We start from the raw sequence: 17,095 nt of genomic DNA, 5'->3' as shown, positions 1-17,095 counted from the left end.
GTGTTCCCAGTCATGCCTTGCGGCGCAGTATCAGCAGATGGCGCTGGCCCTGGCAACCTGGAACGGTCAGGGCCTGCTCGCTTTCCACTGTGAAGTCTGCGGGCAATGCTACCAGTTCATCGGCAGGATGCAGCCCCTTCATTGCAAGCCATTGCGTGCGGGCGTCACCCAGGTGGCGGGTCCAGTTGGTGAAATTCTCCATGCTGCTGAAGGCCCGGGAGATGATCCCGCAGAACGGCTGCTCGGGCTGGACCTCTTCCACCCGGCTGTGGATAACCGTCAGGTTGTCCAGTTTCAGCTCCATCTTCACCTGGGTGAGGAAGCGGGTCTTCTTGCCGTTGCTGTCGAGCACCGTCACCTGCTTGTGCGGGTGCAGGATGGCCAGCGGGATGCCCGGCATGCCGCCGCCACTGCCGACATCCAGCCAGCGCTGGGTGTCGTTGTGGATAAACGGCATGACGCTGAGGCTGTCGAGCAGATGGCGCGAAACCATTTCGTTCGGGTCGCGCACCGCGGTCAGGTTGTAGGCCTTGTTCCATTTGATCAACAGGGCCAGGTAGCCCAGCAGCAGTTCGTGCTGCTGCGCGCTCAGCTCGACACCGAGCTGGCGCGCACCTGTGGACAACTCTTCGGCGTGTTGCGGGGTGACCAGGGAACTCAAGCGCTTTGCTCCAATTCGCGGCCTGCGCCGCGTTTTTTCAAGTGAATCAGCAACAGGGAAATCGCCGCCGGGGTAACACCCGGAATGCGCGACGCCTGGCCCAGGGTCTCGGGGCGGGTCTGCTCGAGCTTGCCCTGGATCTCCTTGGACAGGCCGGAAATCGTGGTGTAGTCGATATCCACAGGCAGGCGGGTGTCCTCGCTGGCGCGCAGACGGGCGATCTCTTCCTGCTGGCGGTCGATGTAGCCGGCGTACTTGGTCTTGATCTCGACCTGCTCGGCGACCTGTGGATCGATCAGCTCGCCGCCGGTCGCTTCGATCAGCCCAGCGTAGTCGACCTCCGGACGTGCCAACAGGTTCAGCAGGCTGTACTCATGGGCCAGTGGCGTGCCGAACTTATCCACAATGGCCTGGCCCTGCGGGGTGCCTGGACGCACCCAGGTGCTCTTCAAGCGTTGTTCTTCACGCTCGATGCCTTCGCGCTTGGCGCAGAACGCGGCCCAGCGGGCGTCGTCGATCAGGCCCAGCTCGCGGCCCTTTTCGGTCAGGCGCAGGTCGGCGTTGTCCTCGCGCAGGATCAACCGGTACTCGGCGCGCGAGGTGAACATGCGGTACGGCTCCTGGGTACCCAGGGTGATCAGGTCGTCGACCAGTACCCCGATGTATGCCTCGTCGCGGCGCGGACACCAGCTTTCGCGACCCTGCGCGCGCAGCGCGGCGTTGGTCCCGGCCAGCAGGCCCTGGGCGCCGGCTTCTTCGTAGCCGGTGGTGCCGTTGATCTGGCCGGCGAAGAACAGGCCGCCGATGACCTTGGTCTCGAGGCTGTACTTGAGGTCGCGCGGGTCGAAGTAGTCGTACTCGATGGCATAGCCCGGGCGCACGATGTGGGCGTTTTCCATGCCGCGGATCGAGCGGACGATCTGCAGCTGCACGTCGAACGGCAGCGAGGTCGAAATGCCGTTGGGGTAAAGCTCATGGGTGGTCAGGCCTTCCGGCTCGATGAACACCTGGTGGCTTTCCTTGTCGGCGAAGCGGTGGATCTTGTCCTCGATCGACGGGCAGTAGCGCGGGCCGATGCCCTCGATCACCCCGGAGTACATCGGCGAACGGTCGAGGTTCGAGGCGATGATCTCGTGGGTGCGGGCATTGGTGTGGGTAATCCAGCAGCTCACCTGGCGTGGGTGCATCTGCGCCTCGCCCATGAACGACATCACCGGGATCGGGGTATCGCCGGGTTGCTCGGTCATCACCGAGAAGTCCACCGAACGGCCATCGATACGCGGCGGCGTGCCGGTTTTCAGGCGGCCGACGCGCAGCGGCAATTCACGCATGCGGCTGGCCAGGGCGTTGGCGGGTGGATCGCCGGCGCGACCACCGGAGTAGTTCTGCAGACCGATGTGGATAAGCCCGCCAAGGAAGGTGCCGCTGGTCAACACCACCGAGTCGGCGAAGAAGCGCAGGCCCATTTGCGTGACCACGCCCTTGACCTGGTCCTGCTCGACGATCAGGTCATCGCAGGACTGCTGGAATATCCACAGGTTCGGCTGGTTTTCCAGGATTTCCCGTACCACCGCCTTGTAGATGGCGCGGTCGGCCTGTGCGCGGGTGGCGCGCACCGCCGGGCCCTTGCGGTTGTTCAGGATGCGGAACTGGATGCCGCTCTTGTCGGTGGCCAGGGCCATGGCGCCGCCGAGCGCATCGATTTCCTTGACCAGGTGGCTCTTGCCGATGCCACCGATGGCCGGGTTGCAACTCATGTGACCGAGGGTTTCCACGTTGTGGGTCAGCAACAGGGTCTTCACACCCATGCGTGCGGACGCAAGCGCAGCCTCGGTACCGGCATGGCCGCCGCCGATGACGATCACTTCAAAACGGGAAGGGAAATCCACCACGCACCTCGTGCCTGTTTTTGCGAATAGAGAAGGGAAGCGGACCAGTATAGGGGCTTAGTCCCCTTCGATAAACCTTCTGAACAAAATTTGACCAGGCTGTGGATGAATGGCAGGTAAAAGAAAACAAAGAGGAAAAATTTAAAAAAGCTTTGTTTTTATGTTTATTCTTAGGCACCTATCCCCATGTGGATAACTGCTTGAAGCCCAATAATGGTGGTGCCTGCAAGGTTTCATAACCCTGTGTCCCACTAGGCCTGAGGGGTCTGGATAACCGCGTGTAAGCTGTGGATGAAAGTAATGGTTATCAACAGGCGGGGTTGTCCTCAGAAAAAAAGCCTGGTTATCAACGGAGCTGAAGGCGAGTTTTCCACAGAGCTTATACGCATCAAATTGCCTCTGTTGATGGAGTTCACAAGGCAAGCAGTCCCCTGCATGAGCGAATCACAGGCAAAAAAAAACCGCTCCTGAAGGAGCGGCCTTGGTTCTCTCGCAAATTGTGGATTACTTGCCGATACAAAAACTCGAGAAGATCCGCCCCAGCAGGTCATCCGAGCTGAACGCCCCGGTGATCTCCCCCAGCGCCTGCTGTGCCTGGCGCAGATCCTCTGCCAATAGCTCGCCGGCGCCCGCCAGGGTCAACTGCGCGCGACCATGCTCGAGGTGCTCACAGGCCTGGCGCAGTGCTTCCAGGTGCCGGCGGCGGGCGCTGAAACTGCTTTCGGCGGTCTGTTCATAGCCCATGCAGGCCTTGAGGTGATCGCGCAGCAGTTCCAGGCCCATGTCGCTGTCGCGGGCACTCAGGGTAATGGTCACGTGACCGTCGTCGCTCTGCTCCATCCCCACCCGCTCGCCGCTGAGGTCAGCCTTGTTACGAATCAGCGTGACCTTGGCCAGGTCCGGGCGCTGGTCGAGAAATTCCGGCCACAGGGCGAACGGATCGCTGGCTTCTGGCGCGGTGGAATCCACCACCAACAGCACCCGATCGGCCTCGCCGATGGCTTTGAGGGCGCGTTCGACACCGATCTTTTCCACATGGTCGTCGGTATCGCGCAGCCCTGCGGTGTCGACCACGTGCAGCGGCATGCCGTCGATGTGGATATGTTCGCGGAGGATGTCCCGGGTAGTGCCGGCGATGTCGGTGACGATTGCCGCCTCACGCCCAGCCAACTGGTTGAGCAAGCTCGACTTGCCGGCATTCGGCCGCCCGGCGATGACCACGGTCATGCCGTCACGCAGCAAGGCGCCTTGCCCGGCCTCGCGCTGCACGCTGGACAGTTCGTCGCGCACCTCATCGAGCATGCGCAGCACATGGCCGTCGGCGAGGAAGTCGATTTCCTCCTCGGGGAAGTCGATGGCCGCCTCGACGTAGATGCGCAGGGCAATCAGCGCCTCGGTCAGGCTGTGCACACGCTTGGAGAACGCGCCTTGCAACGAGCGCAGGGCATTGCGCGCGGCCTGGGTGGAGCTGGCTTCGATCAGGTCGGCGATGGCTTCGGCCTGGGCCAGGTCGAGCTTGTCGTTGAGAAACGCCCGCTCGCTGAACTCGCCAGGGCGCGCCAAGCGGCAACCCAGCTGCAGGCAACGCTGCAGCAGCATGTCCATCACCACCGGGCCGCCGTGGCCCTGCAGTTCCAGCACGTCTTCGCCGGTAAAGGAGTTGGGTCCGGGGAAGAACAGCGCGATGCCTTCGTCCAGGACCAGGCCATCGGCGTCGCGCAACGGCCCGTAGTGGGCATGCCGCGGGGTCAAGGTGCGGCCGGTGATGGCCAGCCCGGCCTGGGTCGCCAATGGCCCGGACAAGCGAACGATACCGACCCCGCCACGGCCTTGGGCGGTGGCGATGGCGGCAATGGTTTCACGCACAGTGTTCATGCTCGAAAGCCTCTACAACGAATTCGTCAGATAGCAAAAACGCCCCACTAGGGGGCGTTTTTATTCACAGGCAAACCGGGTCGCCCGTCAAGCGGCAGCTTTCTTGGTCGCCGCTTCGATGCTACGGGTGATGTACCACTGCTGCGCGATCGACAGGCAGTTGTTCACAACCCAGTACAGCACCAGGCCAGCCGGGAACCACAGGAAGAAGAAGGTGAAGATGATCGGCATCATTTTCATGACCTTCGCCTGCATCGGATCCGGCGGCGTCGGGTTCAGGCGCTGCTGGATGAACATGGTGGCGCCCATGATGATCGGCAGGATGAAGAACGGATCCTTGATCGACAGGTCGGTGATCCACAGCATCCATGGGGCCTGGCGCATCTCTACGCTTTCCAGCAGTACCCAGTACAGGGCCAGGAACACCGGCATCTGTACCAGGATCGGCAGGCAGCCGCCCAGCGGGTTGATCTTCTCTTTCTTGTACAGCTCCATCATCGCCTGGGACATCTTCTGGCGATCGTCACCGAAGCGTTCCTTGAGCTGGGCCAGTTTCGGCGCCACGGCACGCATGCGCGCCATCGAGCGGTAGCTGGCGGCAGAGAGCGGGAAGAACAGGCCCTTGATCAGCATGGTCAGGACAATGATCGACCAGCCCCAGTTACCCAGCAGGCTGTGGATATGTTGCAGCAGCCAGAAGATCGGCTGGGCGATGAACCACAGGAAGCCGTAGTCGACGGTCAGCTCCAGGCCTGGGGACAACTCCTTGAGCTTGGACTGAATCTTCGGGCCGGCATACAGCATGGCGCTGGTTTCGACCTTGCCGCCGGCTGGCACGTTCAGGGCCGGGCCGGTGTAGCCGATGATGTAGTTGCCCTGGCTGTCCTTGCGGGTCTGGACGGCGTTGTTGTCCGACTTGCTCGGGATCCAGGCGGTGACGAAGTAGTGCTGCAGCCAGGCGACCCAGCCGCCGGACACATTTTCTTGCAAACCGCCCTTGTCCATGTCCTTCATCGACACTTTCTTGTACGGCTCGGAAGCTGTCCACAGGGCCGCGCCCAGGTAAGTGGCAGTGCCGGTGGCGGTGCTCGACGACGGATCGGAGCTGGCGTCACGCTTGAGCTGGGCAAACATGTTGCCGCTCCAGGCCTGGGCGCTCTGGTTGTCGATCAGGTAGCTGACGGTCAGGTCGTACTCGCCGCGCTTGAGGCTGAAGCGCTTGATGTAGTTGATGCCGTTTTCGCTGAACTTCAGGTCGACCACCAGTTGGTTTTGGCCGTCGGCCAGCTGGTAGCTCTTCTGTTCGGTGGCATACAACGGACGGCCGCTGGCGCGGTCCGGGCCATTGCTGCCGATCAGGCCGCTCTGGGCCAGGTAGACACGCTCGCCGCCGTTGTCGAACAACTGGAACGGAATTTCAGGATGGTCCTGACGGCGTGGGTACTTAGGCAGGGTCAGCTGGACGATATCGCCGCCAACCGGGTCGATAGCCAGGTTCAGGACATCGGTCTTGACCTGGATCAGGTCCTTGCTGACCGCAACGGGCGCTGGCGCCACGCCAGTGTTGCCGGCTTGGGCATCGACGCTCGGCAAATCGGCGTTGGCGCCGTTGTTGCTGGCGGGCACGCTGTCCGGCAGGGACGCAGTGGCATTGCTGGCGGCAGCATGCTGAGTCGGCAGGGCAGCCTGGCCATAGTCCTGGTTCCACTTGAGGACCATGACATAGGACACGATTGCCAGGGCGACGATCAGGATCGTGCGTTTAATATCCATGATTACTCGGCTATCGAAGAAGTTCGGGAGGAAGGAGCTGGTGGAACGGGATCGAAACCGCCGTCGTTCCACGGATGACAACGCCCCAGGCGACGAACGGCCAGCCACCCACCACGCAAGAGGCCATGATTTTCGATGGCTTCATAGGCGTAACAGGAACAGCTGGGATAGAAACGACAGTGACTGGCCATCAGTGGACTGATGGCGTAACGATAAAACTGGATCGGAACGAGTGCCAGTTTACGCATCGTGACTGTCTACCCCTGCGGTATCGGCATTGACCGCTGGAGAGGGCCGACTGCGAACCAGTCGCTTCCAGAGCTTGCCAAAGTGTTGGTGCAATTCTGGGTTTTCCACTTCGCCCAACCCCTTGCGCGCGACGATCACGATATCCAGACCAGCCAACAACTGCTGGTTCAGGCGGAACGAATCGCGCATCAGGCGTTTCAGGCGATTGCGTTGAACGGCGAGCTTGACGCTCTTCTTGCCGATTACCAGGCCGAGGCGTGGGTGATCGAGGCCGTTCTCGCGGGCAAGGATAAGCAGGTTTTTCCCTGGAACCTTGCCGGTTGGGGAGTCGAAGACCGCTTTGAAATGCCGGGGTGTAAGCAGTCGCTTTTCCCGACTGAAGTCCTGACTCACCACCTGTGCCGGAAAATCAAATGGCCAGACGCTTACGGCCTTTGGCACGACGACGCGACAGTACGGCGCGGCCGTTCTTGGTAGCCATACGGGCACGGAAACCGTGGGTGCGGGCGCGCTTGATGGTGCTTGGTTGGAAAGTACGTTTCATGGCGTGTTACCTGGGTTGGTCGACAACGGGCCGGAAGGGCCCCCTTTTTAAGAGATCGGCGATTCTAGAGAAAGCAAGGCAATAGGTCAATTTCCAACCAGCCTTTCCTTATGGAAGGTCGAATGGGCCAATACCGTGCAGTGGGCACTGGATCACCGGAACACACCGGTTACTGAAAAAAACAAAGAGGCATATAAAAAGCTTTTCTGAAGATCTTAAAGAGTTTAGGTGGATAACCTTCTGTGGATAACCGTTCTAAGCCCAATATCCATGCTATGTACAGCGTTTCACAACCTTGTCGGTAACGGGTGCTTTGACTGTGCTGGGCATGGGTACAACCTGTGCAGCAAAAGGCTGTTTATCCACAGGTGATTTATCCACAGGGTTGAACTCAGGGTTGTGCATAGCCCTCAGGTGCGTTTATCCACAGAGCTTATTCACACGCTGAAACGGTATTCCCGTCTGATTTTGGCGTCTTTACCCTGCCTGTGGCCGTCGCCACGTGTGGATAAGTAACCCTGTGCCCGGTACAATGGCGGTTTGTTTTTGCCTCATCCGGCTTTCAACTCAGGGGATATCCGTGTCAGTGGAACTTTGGCAGCAGTGCGTGGAGCTTCTGCGCGATGAACTGCCTGCCCAGCAATTCAACACCTGGATCCGTCCGCTACAGGTCGAAGCCGAAGGCGACGAGTTGCGCGTCTATGCGCCCAACCGCTTCGTTCTCGATTGGGTCAATGAAAAGTACCTTGGCCGTTTGCTTGAGCTGCTCGGCGAACAAGGCAGCGGTATTGCCCCCGCCCTTTCCTTATTAATAGGCAGCCGCCGCAGCTCGGCGGCACGTGCCGCACCCAATGCCCCGGTCAGCGCCGCGGTTGCCGCGCAACAGGCGCAGCAGAGCGCCCAGGTCGCGCGCCCGGTCGAGCCGGTCAGCGCGCCGGTGGCCGAGCCGGCGCTGGTAGCCGAGGCCGTCGAAGAACCGACCTCTCGCGACAGTTTCGACAGCATGGCCGAACCTGCGCCAACGCCGACCACCGGCGGGCGCAGCGAGCAGCGCACGGTGCAGGTCGAGGGCGCGCTCAAGCACACCAGCTACCTGAACCGCACCTTCACCTTCGAAACCTTCGTCGAGGGTAAGTCCAACCAGCTGGCCCGCGCCGCCGCCTGGCAGGTGGCCGACAACCCCAAGCATGGCTACAACCCGCTGTTCCTTTATGGCGGGGTCGGTCTGGGTAAGACCCACTTGATGCACGCTGTGGGTAACCACCTGCTGAAGAAGAACCCCAACGCCAAGGTGGTGTACCTGCACTCGGAGCGCTTCGTCGCTGACATGGTCAAAGCCTTGCAGCTAAACGCCATCAACGAGTTCAAGCGCTTCTACCGTTCGGTCGATGCGCTGCTGATCGACGATATCCAGTTCTTCGCCCGCAAGGAGCGTTCCCAGGAGGAATTTTTCCACACCTTCAACGCCCTGCTCGAAGGCGGCCAACAGGTGATTCTCACCAGTGACCGCTATCCGAAGGAAATCGAAGGCCTGGAGGAACGCCTGAAGTCGCGCTTCGGTTGGGGCCTGACCGTGGCAGTCGAGCCGCCCGAGCTGGAAACCCGCGTGGCGATCTTGATGAAGAAGGCCGACCAGGCCAAGGTCGAGCTGCCGCACGATGCCGCGTTCTTCATTGCCCAGCGCATCCGCTCCAACGTGCGTGAACTGGAAGGCGCCCTGAAGCGGGTGATCGCCCATTCGCACTTCATGGGCCGCGACATCACCATCGAGCTGATCCGCGAGTCGCTCAAGGACTTGCTGGCGCTGCAAGACAAACTGGTCAGTGTGGATAACATCCAGCGCACTGTGGCCGAGTACTACAAGATCAAGATCGCCGATCTGCTGTCCAAGCGCCGTTCGCGCTCGGTGGCGCGCCCGCGCCAGGTGGCCATGGCGTTGTCCAAGGAGCTGACCAACCACAGCTTGCCGGAAATCGGCGACATGTTTGGCGGCCGCGACCACACCACCGTGCTGCACGCCTGCCGCAAGATCAATGAATTGAAGGAATCCGACGCGGACATCCGCGAGGACTACAAGAACCTGCTGCGTACGCTGACGACCTGATGGCCGTCTGCGCAGCTTATTGAAGGCAAGGGACTAGACCATGCATTTCACCATTCAACGCGAAGCCCTGTTGAAACCCCTGCAACTGGTCGCCGGCGTCGTCGAGCGCCGCCAGACCTTGCCGGTACTGTCCAACGTGCTGCTGGTCGTGCAAGGCCAGCAACTGTCGTTGACCGGTACCGACCTGGAAGTCGAACTGGTTGGCCGCGTCCAGCTGGAAGAGCCTGCGGAGCCAGGCGAGATCACCGTCCCGGCGCGCAAGCTGATGGACATCTGCAAGAGCCTGCCCAGCGACGTGCTGATCGACATCAAGGTCGACGAGCAGAAGCTGCTGGTCAAGGCCGGTCGCAGCCGTTTCACCCTGTCGACCCTGCCGGCCAATGATTTCCCCACCGTGGAAGAAGGCCCGGGCTCGCTGACCTGCAACCTGGAACAGAGCAAGCTGCGTCGCCTCATCGAACGCACCAGCTTCGCCATGGCCCAGCAGGACGTGCGTTACTACCTCAACGGCATGCTGCTGGAGGTGTCCACCGACACCCTGCGCGCCGTTGCCACCGACGGTCACCGTCTGGCCCTGTGTGCCATGCAGGCGCCGATTGGCCAGGCTGATCGTCACCAGGTCATCGTGCCACGCAAGGGTATCCTCGAACTGGCGCGTCTGCTCACCGATCCGGAAGGCATGGTCAGCATTGTCCTGGGCCAGCACCACATCCGCGCCACCACCGGTGAATTCACCTTCACCTCCAAGCTGGTCGATGGCAAGTTCCCAGACTACGAGCGCGTCCTGCCCAAGGGCGGTGACAAGCTGGTCATCGGTGATCGCCAGGCCCTGCGCGAAGCGTTCAGCCGTACCGCGATCCTGTCCAACGAGAAGTACCGTGGTATTCGCCTGCAACTGGCCGCCGGCCAGCTGAAGATCCAGGCCAACAACCCGGAACAGGAAGAAGCGGAAGAAGAGATCAGCGTCGACTACAACGGCAGCTCGCTGGAGATCGGTTTCAACGTCAGCTACCTGCTGGACGTGCTGGGTGTCATGACCACCGAACAGGTTCGCCTGATTCTGTCTGACTCCAACAGCAGCGCCTTGCTGCAGGAAGCGGGCAATGACGACTCGTCCTACGTTGTCATGCCGATGCGTCTGTAACCTAAGCAGGCGACATGTCCCTTCGACGTCTTTCGGTCACCGCGGTGCGCAACCTGCACCCGGTGACCCTCTCACCCTCCCCCCGCATCAACATCCTTTACGGCGCCAACGGCAGTGGCAAGACCAGCGTGCTCGAAGCCGTGCACCTGCTTGGGCTGGCGCGCTCGTTCCGCAGTACCCGGTTGAACCCGGTCATCCAGTACGAGCAACCGACCTGCACAGTGTTCGGCCAGGTTGAACTGGCCGAGGGTGGCACCAGCAACCTTGGGGTTTCGCGGGAGCGGCAAGGTGAGTTCACCATTCGCATTGACGGACAGAATGCGCGCAGTGCCGCACAACTGGCCGAAATGCTGCCACTGCAACTGATCAACCCGGACAGTTTCAGGTTGCTTGAAGGCGCGCCGAAGGTGCGTCGCCAGTTCCTCGATTGGGGTGTGTTCCACGTGGAACCGCGCTTCATGGCCACTTGGCAGCGCCTGCAGAAGGCCCTGCGGCAGCGGAACTCATGGCTGCGGCATGGTACACTGGACGCCGTTTCGCAAGCCGCCTGGGATCGGGAGCTTTGCCTCGCCAGTGCGGAAATAGATGAATACCGTCGCAACTACATCAAGGCCTTGAAGCCCGTCTTCGAGCAGACCCTGAGCGAGCTGGTCGAACTGGACGGGCTGACCCTGAGCTACTACCGCGGCTGGGACAAGGACCGGGAACTCAACGAAGTCCTCGCCACCTCCCTGCTTCGCGATCAGCAGATGGGCCATACCCAGGCCGGTCCCCAGCGCGCTGATCTACGCCTGCGATTGGGCGCGAACAACGCGGCTGACATTCTCTCGCGGGGCCAGCAAAAGCTGGTGGTGTGTGCCCTGCGAATTGCCCAAGGGCATCTGGTCAGCCAGGTTCGCCGCGGCCAGTGTATTTATCTGGTGGATGACTTGCCGTCCGAACTGGACGAGCAGCATCGCCGTGCCCTGTGCCGCTTGCTTGAAGAATTGAACTGCCAGGTGTTCATCACCTGTGTAGACCACGAATTTCTGAGGGAAGGCTGGCAGACGGAAACGCCAGTCGCCTTGTTCCACGTGGAACAAGGCCGTATCACCCAGACCCACGACCATCGGGAGTGAAGGCATGAGCGAAAATCAAACGTACGACTCCTCCAGCATCAAGGTGCTGAAAGGGCTGGATGCCGTACGCAAACGTCCCGGCATGTACATTGGCGACACCGATGACGGCAGCGGCCTGCACCACATGGTGTTCGAGGTGGTCGACAACTCGATCGACGAAGCCCTGGCCGGGCACTGCGATGACATCACCGTCATCATTCACCCGGACGAATCCATCAGCGTCCGTGACAACGGCCGCGGTATTCCGGTCGACGTGCATAAAGAAGAAGGCGTTTCCGCAGCCGAGGTCATCATGACCGTACTGCACGCCGGCGGTAAGTTTGACGACAACTCCTATAAGGTATCCGGCGGTCTGCACGGTGTAGGTGTGTCGGTGGTGAACGCCCTGTCCGAAAAACTGGTGCTCACCGTTCGCCGTAGCGGCAAGATCTGGGAACAGACCTACGTGCACGGTGTGCCACAAGCGCCAATGGCGGTGGTGGGCGATAGCGAAACCACCGGTACCCACATCCACTTCAAGCCTTCGGCCGAGACCTTCAAGAATATTCACTTCAGCTGGGACATCCTCGCCAAGCGTATTCGCGAGCTGTCGTTCCTGAACTCCGGCGTCGGCATCCTGTTGAAGGACGAGCGCTCCGGCAAGGAAGAGTTCTTCCGTTACGAAGGTGGCCTGCGCGCATTCGTCGAATACCTCAACACCAACAAGACCCCGGTCAACTCCCAGGTCTTCCACTTCAATGTCCAGCGTGACGATGGCGTGGGTGTTGAAGTTGCTCTGCAGTGGAACGACAGCTTCAACGAAAACCTGCTGTGCTTCACCAACAACATTCCGCAGCGCGACGGTGGTACCCACCTGGTCGGCTTCCGTTCCTCGCTGACCCGTAGCCTTAACAGCTACATCGAGCAGGAAGGCCTGGCCAAGAAGAACAAGGTTGCCACCACCGGTGACGACGCCCGCGAAGGCCTGACCGCGATCATTTCGGTCAAGGTGCCGGATCCGAAGTTCAGTTCGCAGACCAAGGACAAGCTGGTTTCCTCGGAGGTGAAGACCGCCGTGGAGCAGGAGATGAACAAGTACTTCGCCGACTTCCTGTTGGAAAACCCCAACGAAGCCAAGGCCGTGGTCGGCAAGATGATCGATGCCGCTCGTGCCCGTGAAGCCGCGCGCAAGGCCCGTGAGATGACCCGCCGCAAAGGCGCGCTGGACATTGCCGGCCTGCCGGGCAAGCTGGCCGACTGCCAGGAGAAGGACCCTGCTCTTTCCGAACTGTACCTGGTGGAGGGTGACTCCGCGGGTGGTTCGGCCAAGCAAGGCCGTAACCGTCGCACCCAGGCGATCCTGCCGCTGAAGGGCAAGATCCTCAACGTCGAGAAGGCACGCTTCGACAAGATGATCTCCTCCCAGGAGGTCGGCACCTTGATCACCGCCCTGGGCTGTGGCATCGGCCGCGAAGAGTACAACATCGACAAGCTGCGTTATCACAACATCATCATCATGACCGATGCTGACGTCGACGGTTCGCACATCCGTACCCTGCTGCTGACCTTCTTCTTCCGTCAGTTGCCAGAGCTGGTCGAGCGTGGCTACATCTATATCGCCCAGCCACCGCTGTACAAGGTGAAGAAAGGCAAGCAGGAGCAGTACATCAAGGACGACGAGGCCATGGAAGAATACATGACCCAGTCGGCCCTGGAGGATGCCAGCCTGCACCTGGACGAGTCGGCACCCGCGGTATCCGGCGTTCAGCTCGAGGCATTGGTCAACGAGTTCCGCAGCGTGATGAAGACGCTAAAACGCCTGTCGCGCCTGTACCCGCAGGAGCTGACCGAGCACTTCATCTACCTGCCGGAAGTCACCCAGGAGCAACTGGCCAACCAGGCGGACATGCAAGCCTGGCTGGGCAAGTTCCAGGAGCGCCTGAACAACAGCCAGAAGTCTGGCCTGAGCTACGTGACCCGCCTGCGCGAAGACAAGGAGCGCAATATCTGGCTGCCGGAAGTGGAAATCACCTCCCATGGCCTGGCCAGCTACGTCACCTTCAACCGTGAGTTCTTCGGCAGCAACGATTACCGTTCTGTGGTCGTTCTCGGTGCCAAGCTCGGCACCCTGCTGGGCGAAGGCGCCTACGTGCAGCGTGGTGAACGTCGCAAGGCGGTTACCGAGTTCAAGGAAGGCCTGGACTGGCTGATGAACGAGAGCACCAAGCGTCACACCATCCAGCGCTATAAAGGGCTGGGTGAGATGAACCCGGACCAGCTGTGGGAAACCACCATGGACCCGACCGTGCGCCGCATGCTCAAGGTGACCATCGAAGACGCCATTGCCGCTGACCAGTTGTTCAACACCCTGATGGGTGATGCGGTTGAGCCGCGTCGCGACTTCATTGAAAGCAACGCGTTGTCGGTGTCCAACCTGGACTTCTGATCACTCGGGCGGTACGCAAAAGAAAAAGCCAATACGTGAGTATTGGCTTTTTTTTGCCCGTCTGACGGTGATCGGCTGTTACCTCACGGCTCTACGGATTTATAGAGGTAGCCTTTGTCCGGCACACAGACTCCGATTCTCACAGGCTGCGGCGTCTTGACCGGAGCATTGCCAGTCAGCTCGCTGACTGAGACTTTGCAGGACGAGGACATGAAGCTTTCCTTTTCGGTGATGTACCTGACCTCATAGTCCTTCCCCGCTTGTGGTACCAGGTAGACAGGTTTTGGGTAGCACCAGGCTTTTCCCTGATCAGAGACAGCGTGGTAACCCAAGCTCAGGACGACAGGTTTGCCTGCCGGGATCACATGCTCGTTGTAACCTACCCGGTCGTTCTTCAGCTCTTCTGTCGTTGTCGAAGCGGGAATACCGATGGTGCGGTTGATGTAGTCTTCTTCGACCATTCCCAACAGATCGACCCTCCTCCAAAGCATGTACTGCTTGGTAGAGGTTCGATCTTTGAACGTTACAGTGAGCGGATTGCCTTCCTTGGTTTGGAGGGGGCGAAACTGTTCACAGGTTGCATTGGCCTGATAGTACCCGGTGATTTCCGGAGACGTAAAAGCGCGAATGCGAGCCATGGTAGCGGGGTCGTACTTGGCCGTCTCGGCCTCGTTTCGAATGTTGGTTTTTTCATAGAAGCTGCAGCCCTGCAGGGCTGCAGTAATTAAGGCCAAGCCGATGATCTTTTTCAACGCTCTCTCCGTGAGCCAGGGCAAAGCTCGCAATCTTCCTTGAGTGGTGATATCAAAACAATACTATTCAGCAGTGTCTCGTTGAGTGTTCCACGTGGAACGCTCAAAGCCCTAGTGATTTGAGACGGCGATAGAGAGTTCGCTCACTCATGCCCAGATGTGCCGCCAGCTCGTTACGTGAGCCTTTGAAGGTCTCCAAGGCATGCGCCAGTTCGGCCATTTCATTGCGTCCGCGACGGCCGAAATGGCTCTGATCTGCCACTGGATGGATGTCCTCGGTAAGATGCTCCGGGCGAATGAAACCATCATCGGCAAACAGCCTGGCCCGCTCCAGGATGTTCCTGAGCTCGCGAATGTTGCCTGGGAAGGTATGCAGGTTGAGGCACTCGAGCGCTTCGGCGGTAACCTTGGGCGCATGCTTGCCGGCCAGGCGTTGCAGCAGGCTCTCACAGAGCAACGGTAAATCCTCGCCTCGCTCACGTAGTGACGGCAGGCGAATCGGGAATCCGCTGATGCGGTAATACAGGTCTTCGCGAAACGTCCCTTCGGCAGCCATCTCTTTCAATGGCTTGTGCGTGGCCGAGACCAGGCGAAAGTCCGAATGGACCGTGCGCGTGCTGCCGACCGGGCGGAAGCTGCCGGACTCGATCAGGCGCAGCAGTTTCACCTGCATGGCCAGCGGCACCTCACCGATCTCATCGAGGAACAAGGTGCCACCGTGAGCGGCTTCGGCCAGGCCGATCTTGCGTTGAGTTGCGCCGGTGAAGGCGCCCTTCTCGTAGCCGAACAGTTCACTCTCGAACAACGACTCGGTCAGCCCGGTGCAGTCCACCACCACCAGGGGGCCATTGGCTCGTGGGCTGCCCAGGTGCAAGGCGCGGGCAAACAGCTCCTTGCCCGTGCCCGACTCGCCCTGGAGCAACACTGGAATCTGCGCAGGGGCTGCGCGCTGCAAACTGGCCACGGCGGTCTTGAAGGCAGGCGCCCGGCCAACCAGCCCTTGTTGTTGAGGTTGTGCCGATGCCAGGGTGACGCTGGTCAGGCGCTCGACGAAGGCCACTACCCTGCCCTGGTCATCGAGGATCGGGCGCAGTTCCACATCCACATGTTCCGGCCCTCGCGGAGTGTGATGGATGTGCAACACGCGCTCTGGCACCTTGCTGTCCAGCGACTTGCGCAGCGGGCAATGCTCTCCGGCCTGGTCGCAGGGCACGGCATAGTGGTGCGAGACCCGATGGCATTTCTCGCCGATCGGCGCATGCGTCTCGCTGCCGAACTGACGACGATAGGCGGCATTGGCGGCAAGGATGTTGTAGTCGGTATCGAGCACGATGCTGGGCAGCACATCGTGTTCGAGATAGGACACCAGCGCGAGGATCGCGGGATGGGAAGCGGCTAGCATGACAGCACCAGATGAAGGACCTGGCGAGGGTAGCAAGGACTGCCAAACACTGCCATTGGCTGACAGTCGACTGCCAGGAACTGTCACCTTTGGTTGGCTGGGATGGGGCTGCTGCGCAGCCCATCGCGGCACGAGGCCGCTTCTGCAAGGGGACGGCGTCTTATCTGAAAGGCTGGCATGTATCTTGATAAAGCACCCTGCACTGCCTATGCCTTCAAGGAGGCCTGGTGGATAACTGGAGAGTGCAATGATCATCGGCAACAACCTTCACGTTGAAGCGTTCTTCGACAAAGCGACCTGGACCATCAGCTACCTGGTCATGGATGGCGAGACGCGCCAGTGCGCGCTGATCGACAGCGTGCTGGACTACGACCCCAAGTCTGGGCGCACCTGCACCGATTCGGCAGACAAGCTGATCGCCCGGGTCGAGGCGCTGGGCGCCAAGGTGCAATGGATTCTGGATACCCATGTGCACGCCGACCACCTGTCCGCAGCGGCCTATCTCAAGGAAAAGCTGGGGGGCAGCATCGCCATCGGCGCGCAGATCACCCAGGTGCAGAAAGTCTTCGGCACCTTGTTCAATGCCGAGCCCGGCTTTGCCCGGGATGGCAGCCAGTTCGATGTACTGCTCGTTGATGAAGAAGGCTTCCGCATCGGCAACCTGCATGCCCGTGCCCTGCATACCCCTGGGCATACCCCGGCATGCATGAGCTACATGGTCGAGGATGCAGGCGAGATTGCCGTATTTGTCGGCGACACGCTGTTCACCCCTGACTACGGTACCGCGCGCTGCGACTTCCCCGGCGCCAGCGCGAGAACCCTGTACCGCTCGATTCGTCGCTTGCTGGCCTTCCCCGACCAGACCCGGCTGTTCATGTGCCACGACTACTTGCCCGGTGGCCGCGAGCTGCGGTTCATGACCACCGTGGCCGAGCAGCGCGCCGACAACATCCATATCCATGAAGGCGTCAACGAAGACAGCTTCGTCGAGATGCGCGAAGCCCGCGACAAGACCCTCGACATGCCCGTGCTGATCCTGCCCTCGGTGCAGATCAACATGCGCAGCGGACAGTTCCCCGAGCCAGAAGCGAACGGCGTGAGCTACCTGAAAATTCCACTGAACAAGTTGTAAGCCACGCTGCACCCATAACGAGATTCA

14 protein-coding genes are annotated in these 17,095 nt (G+C 60.5%); 5 read left to right on the top strand and 9 right to left on the bottom strand.

Features of this window, described 5'->3' with window-relative positions; translation table 11 throughout:
- Nucleotides 1-10: 10 nt before the first annotated feature.
- The 7 genes from rsmG to rpmH form a co-directional block, all read right to left on the bottom strand.
- Complete coding sequence (rsmG, locus tag KSS95_RS03145; protein WP_217851611.1) at nucleotides 11-661, bottom strand: 16S rRNA (guanine(527)-N(7))-methyltransferase RsmG; 651 nt, start codon at nucleotides 659-661, stop codon at nucleotides 11-13.
- Entirely contained in the window at nucleotides 658-2,550 is a 1,893-nt protein-coding gene (mnmG, locus tag KSS95_RS03140; protein WP_217851609.1) for a tRNA uridine-5-carboxymethylaminomethyl(34) synthesis enzyme MnmG, read from the bottom strand. The genes rsmG and mnmG overlap by 4 nt, the downstream gene beginning before the upstream one ends.
- A 504-nt stretch (nucleotides 2,551-3,054) precedes the next feature.
- A complete protein-coding gene (mnmE, locus tag KSS95_RS03135; protein WP_217851607.1) occupies nucleotides 3,055-4,425 on the bottom strand; it encodes a tRNA uridine-5-carboxymethylaminomethyl(34) synthesis GTPase MnmE in 1,371 nt (456 codons plus the stop codon).
- An 87-nt stretch (nucleotides 4,426-4,512) separates the two neighbouring features.
- Complete coding sequence (yidC, locus tag KSS95_RS03130; RefSeq protein WP_217851605.1) at nucleotides 4,513-6,198, bottom strand: membrane protein insertase YidC; 1,686 nt, start codon at nucleotides 6,196-6,198, stop codon at nucleotides 4,513-4,515.
- A 2-nt stretch (nucleotides 6,199-6,200) separates the two neighbouring features.
- Nucleotides 6,201-6,446: a membrane protein insertion efficiency factor YidD gene (yidD, locus tag KSS95_RS03125; RefSeq protein WP_011536514.1), complete on the bottom strand. Its 246-nt coding sequence runs from the start codon at nucleotides 6,444-6,446 to the stop codon at nucleotides 6,201-6,203.
- Nucleotides 6,439-6,843: a ribonuclease P protein component gene (gene rnpA, locus KSS95_RS03120; protein WP_134689227.1), complete on the bottom strand. Its 405-nt coding sequence runs from the start codon at nucleotides 6,841-6,843 to the stop codon at nucleotides 6,439-6,441. Before rnpA ends, yidD begins: the two co-directional genes overlap by 8 nt.
- A 13-nt stretch (nucleotides 6,844-6,856) precedes the next feature.
- Complete coding sequence (gene rpmH, locus KSS95_RS03115; protein WP_003253163.1) at nucleotides 6,857-6,991, bottom strand: 50S ribosomal protein L34; 135 nt, start codon at nucleotides 6,989-6,991, stop codon at nucleotides 6,857-6,859.
- Nucleotides 6,992-7,571: 580 nt separating this feature from the next.
- Here rpmH and dnaA point away from each other — a divergent pair.
- The 4 genes from dnaA to gyrB are packed head-to-tail and all read left to right on the top strand — an operon-like array spanning nucleotide 7,572 to nucleotide 13,782.
- Nucleotides 7,572-9,095, top strand: coding sequence for a chromosomal replication initiator protein DnaA (dnaA, locus tag KSS95_RS03110; RefSeq protein WP_217851604.1), 1,524 nt, complete (start codon nucleotides 7,572-7,574; stop codon nucleotides 9,093-9,095).
- Nucleotides 9,096-9,135: 40 nt separating this feature from the next.
- Nucleotides 9,136-10,239, top strand: coding sequence for a DNA polymerase III subunit beta (gene dnaN, locus KSS95_RS03105; RefSeq protein WP_134689112.1), 1,104 nt, complete (start codon nucleotides 9,136-9,138; stop codon nucleotides 10,237-10,239).
- Nucleotides 10,240-10,253: 14 nt separating this feature from the next.
- Nucleotides 10,254-11,357, top strand: coding sequence for a DNA replication/repair protein RecF (recF, locus tag KSS95_RS03100; RefSeq protein ID WP_217851602.1), 1,104 nt, complete (start codon nucleotides 10,254-10,256; stop codon nucleotides 11,355-11,357).
- Between the two features lie 4 nt (nucleotides 11,358-11,361).
- Nucleotides 11,362-13,782 carry a DNA topoisomerase (ATP-hydrolyzing) subunit B gene (gyrB, locus tag KSS95_RS03095; protein ID WP_217851601.1) on the top strand — a complete coding sequence of 807 codons (2,421 nt, stop codon included), beginning with the start codon at nucleotides 11,362-11,364 and terminating at the stop codon, nucleotides 13,780-13,782.
- A gap of 83 nt (nucleotides 13,783-13,865) precedes the next feature.
- Here gyrB and KSS95_RS03090 read toward each other — a convergent pair whose 3' ends face one another.
- Both KSS95_RS03090 and KSS95_RS03085 read right to left on the bottom strand, forming a co-directional pair.
- Nucleotides 13,866-14,534 (bottom strand): hypothetical protein, encoded by a 669-nt coding sequence (locus KSS95_RS03090; RefSeq protein ID WP_217851599.1) that lies wholly within the window; start codon nucleotides 14,532-14,534, stop codon nucleotides 13,866-13,868.
- A gap of 103 nt (nucleotides 14,535-14,637) precedes the next feature.
- Nucleotides 14,638-15,936: a sigma-54 interaction domain-containing protein gene (locus KSS95_RS03085; RefSeq protein ID WP_217851597.1), complete on the bottom strand. Its 1,299-nt coding sequence runs from the start codon at nucleotides 15,934-15,936 to the stop codon at nucleotides 14,638-14,640.
- 247 nt (nucleotides 15,937-16,183) lie between these two features.
- Here KSS95_RS03085 and KSS95_RS03080 point away from each other — a divergent pair, with 247 nt between their 5' ends.
- Nucleotides 16,184-17,068, top strand: a complete 885-nt coding sequence (locus KSS95_RS03080) for an MBL fold metallo-hydrolase (RefSeq protein ID WP_217851595.1) — start codon at nucleotides 16,184-16,186, stop codon at nucleotides 17,066-17,068.
- Nucleotides 17,069-17,095 lie beyond the last annotated feature (27 nt).

The organism is Pseudomonas muyukensis (assembly GCF_019139535.1).
GTDB lineage: Bacteria > Pseudomonadota > Gammaproteobacteria > Pseudomonadales > Pseudomonadaceae > Aquipseudomonas > Aquipseudomonas muyukensis.
Note: the sequence above shows the minus strand (reverse complement) of the source record. Positions and strands in the feature narration are given on the sequence as shown.

Coding starts and splice junctions, on each gene's coding strand:
- mnmE (WP_217851607.1), bottom strand. CDS start 4,425: ATGAACACTGTGCGTGAAACCATTGCCGCCATCGCCACCGCCCAAGGC.
- yidC (WP_217851605.1), bottom strand. CDS start 6,198: ATGGATATTAAACGCACGATCCTGATCGTCGCCCTGGCAATCGTGTCC.
- yidD (WP_011536514.1), bottom strand. CDS start 6,446: ATGCGTAAACTGGCACTCGTTCCGATCCAGTTTTATCGTTACGCCATC.
- rpmH (WP_003253163.1), bottom strand. CDS start 6,991: ATGAAACGTACTTTCCAACCAAGCACCATCAAGCGCGCCCGCACCCAC.
- dnaN (WP_134689112.1), top strand. CDS start 9,136: ATGCATTTCACCATTCAACGCGAAGCCCTGTTGAAACCCCTGCAACTG.
- recF (WP_217851602.1), top strand. CDS start 10,254: ATGTCCCTTCGACGTCTTTCGGTCACCGCGGTGCGCAACCTGCACCCG.
- gyrB (WP_217851601.1), top strand. CDS start 11,362: ATGAGCGAAAATCAAACGTACGACTCCTCCAGCATCAAGGTGCTGAAA.
- KSS95_RS03085 (WP_217851597.1), bottom strand. CDS start 15,936: ATGCTAGCCGCTTCCCATCCCGCGATCCTCGCGCTGGTGTCCTATCTC.
- KSS95_RS03080 (WP_217851595.1), top strand. CDS start 16,184: ATGATCATCGGCAACAACCTTCACGTTGAAGCGTTCTTCGACAAAGCG.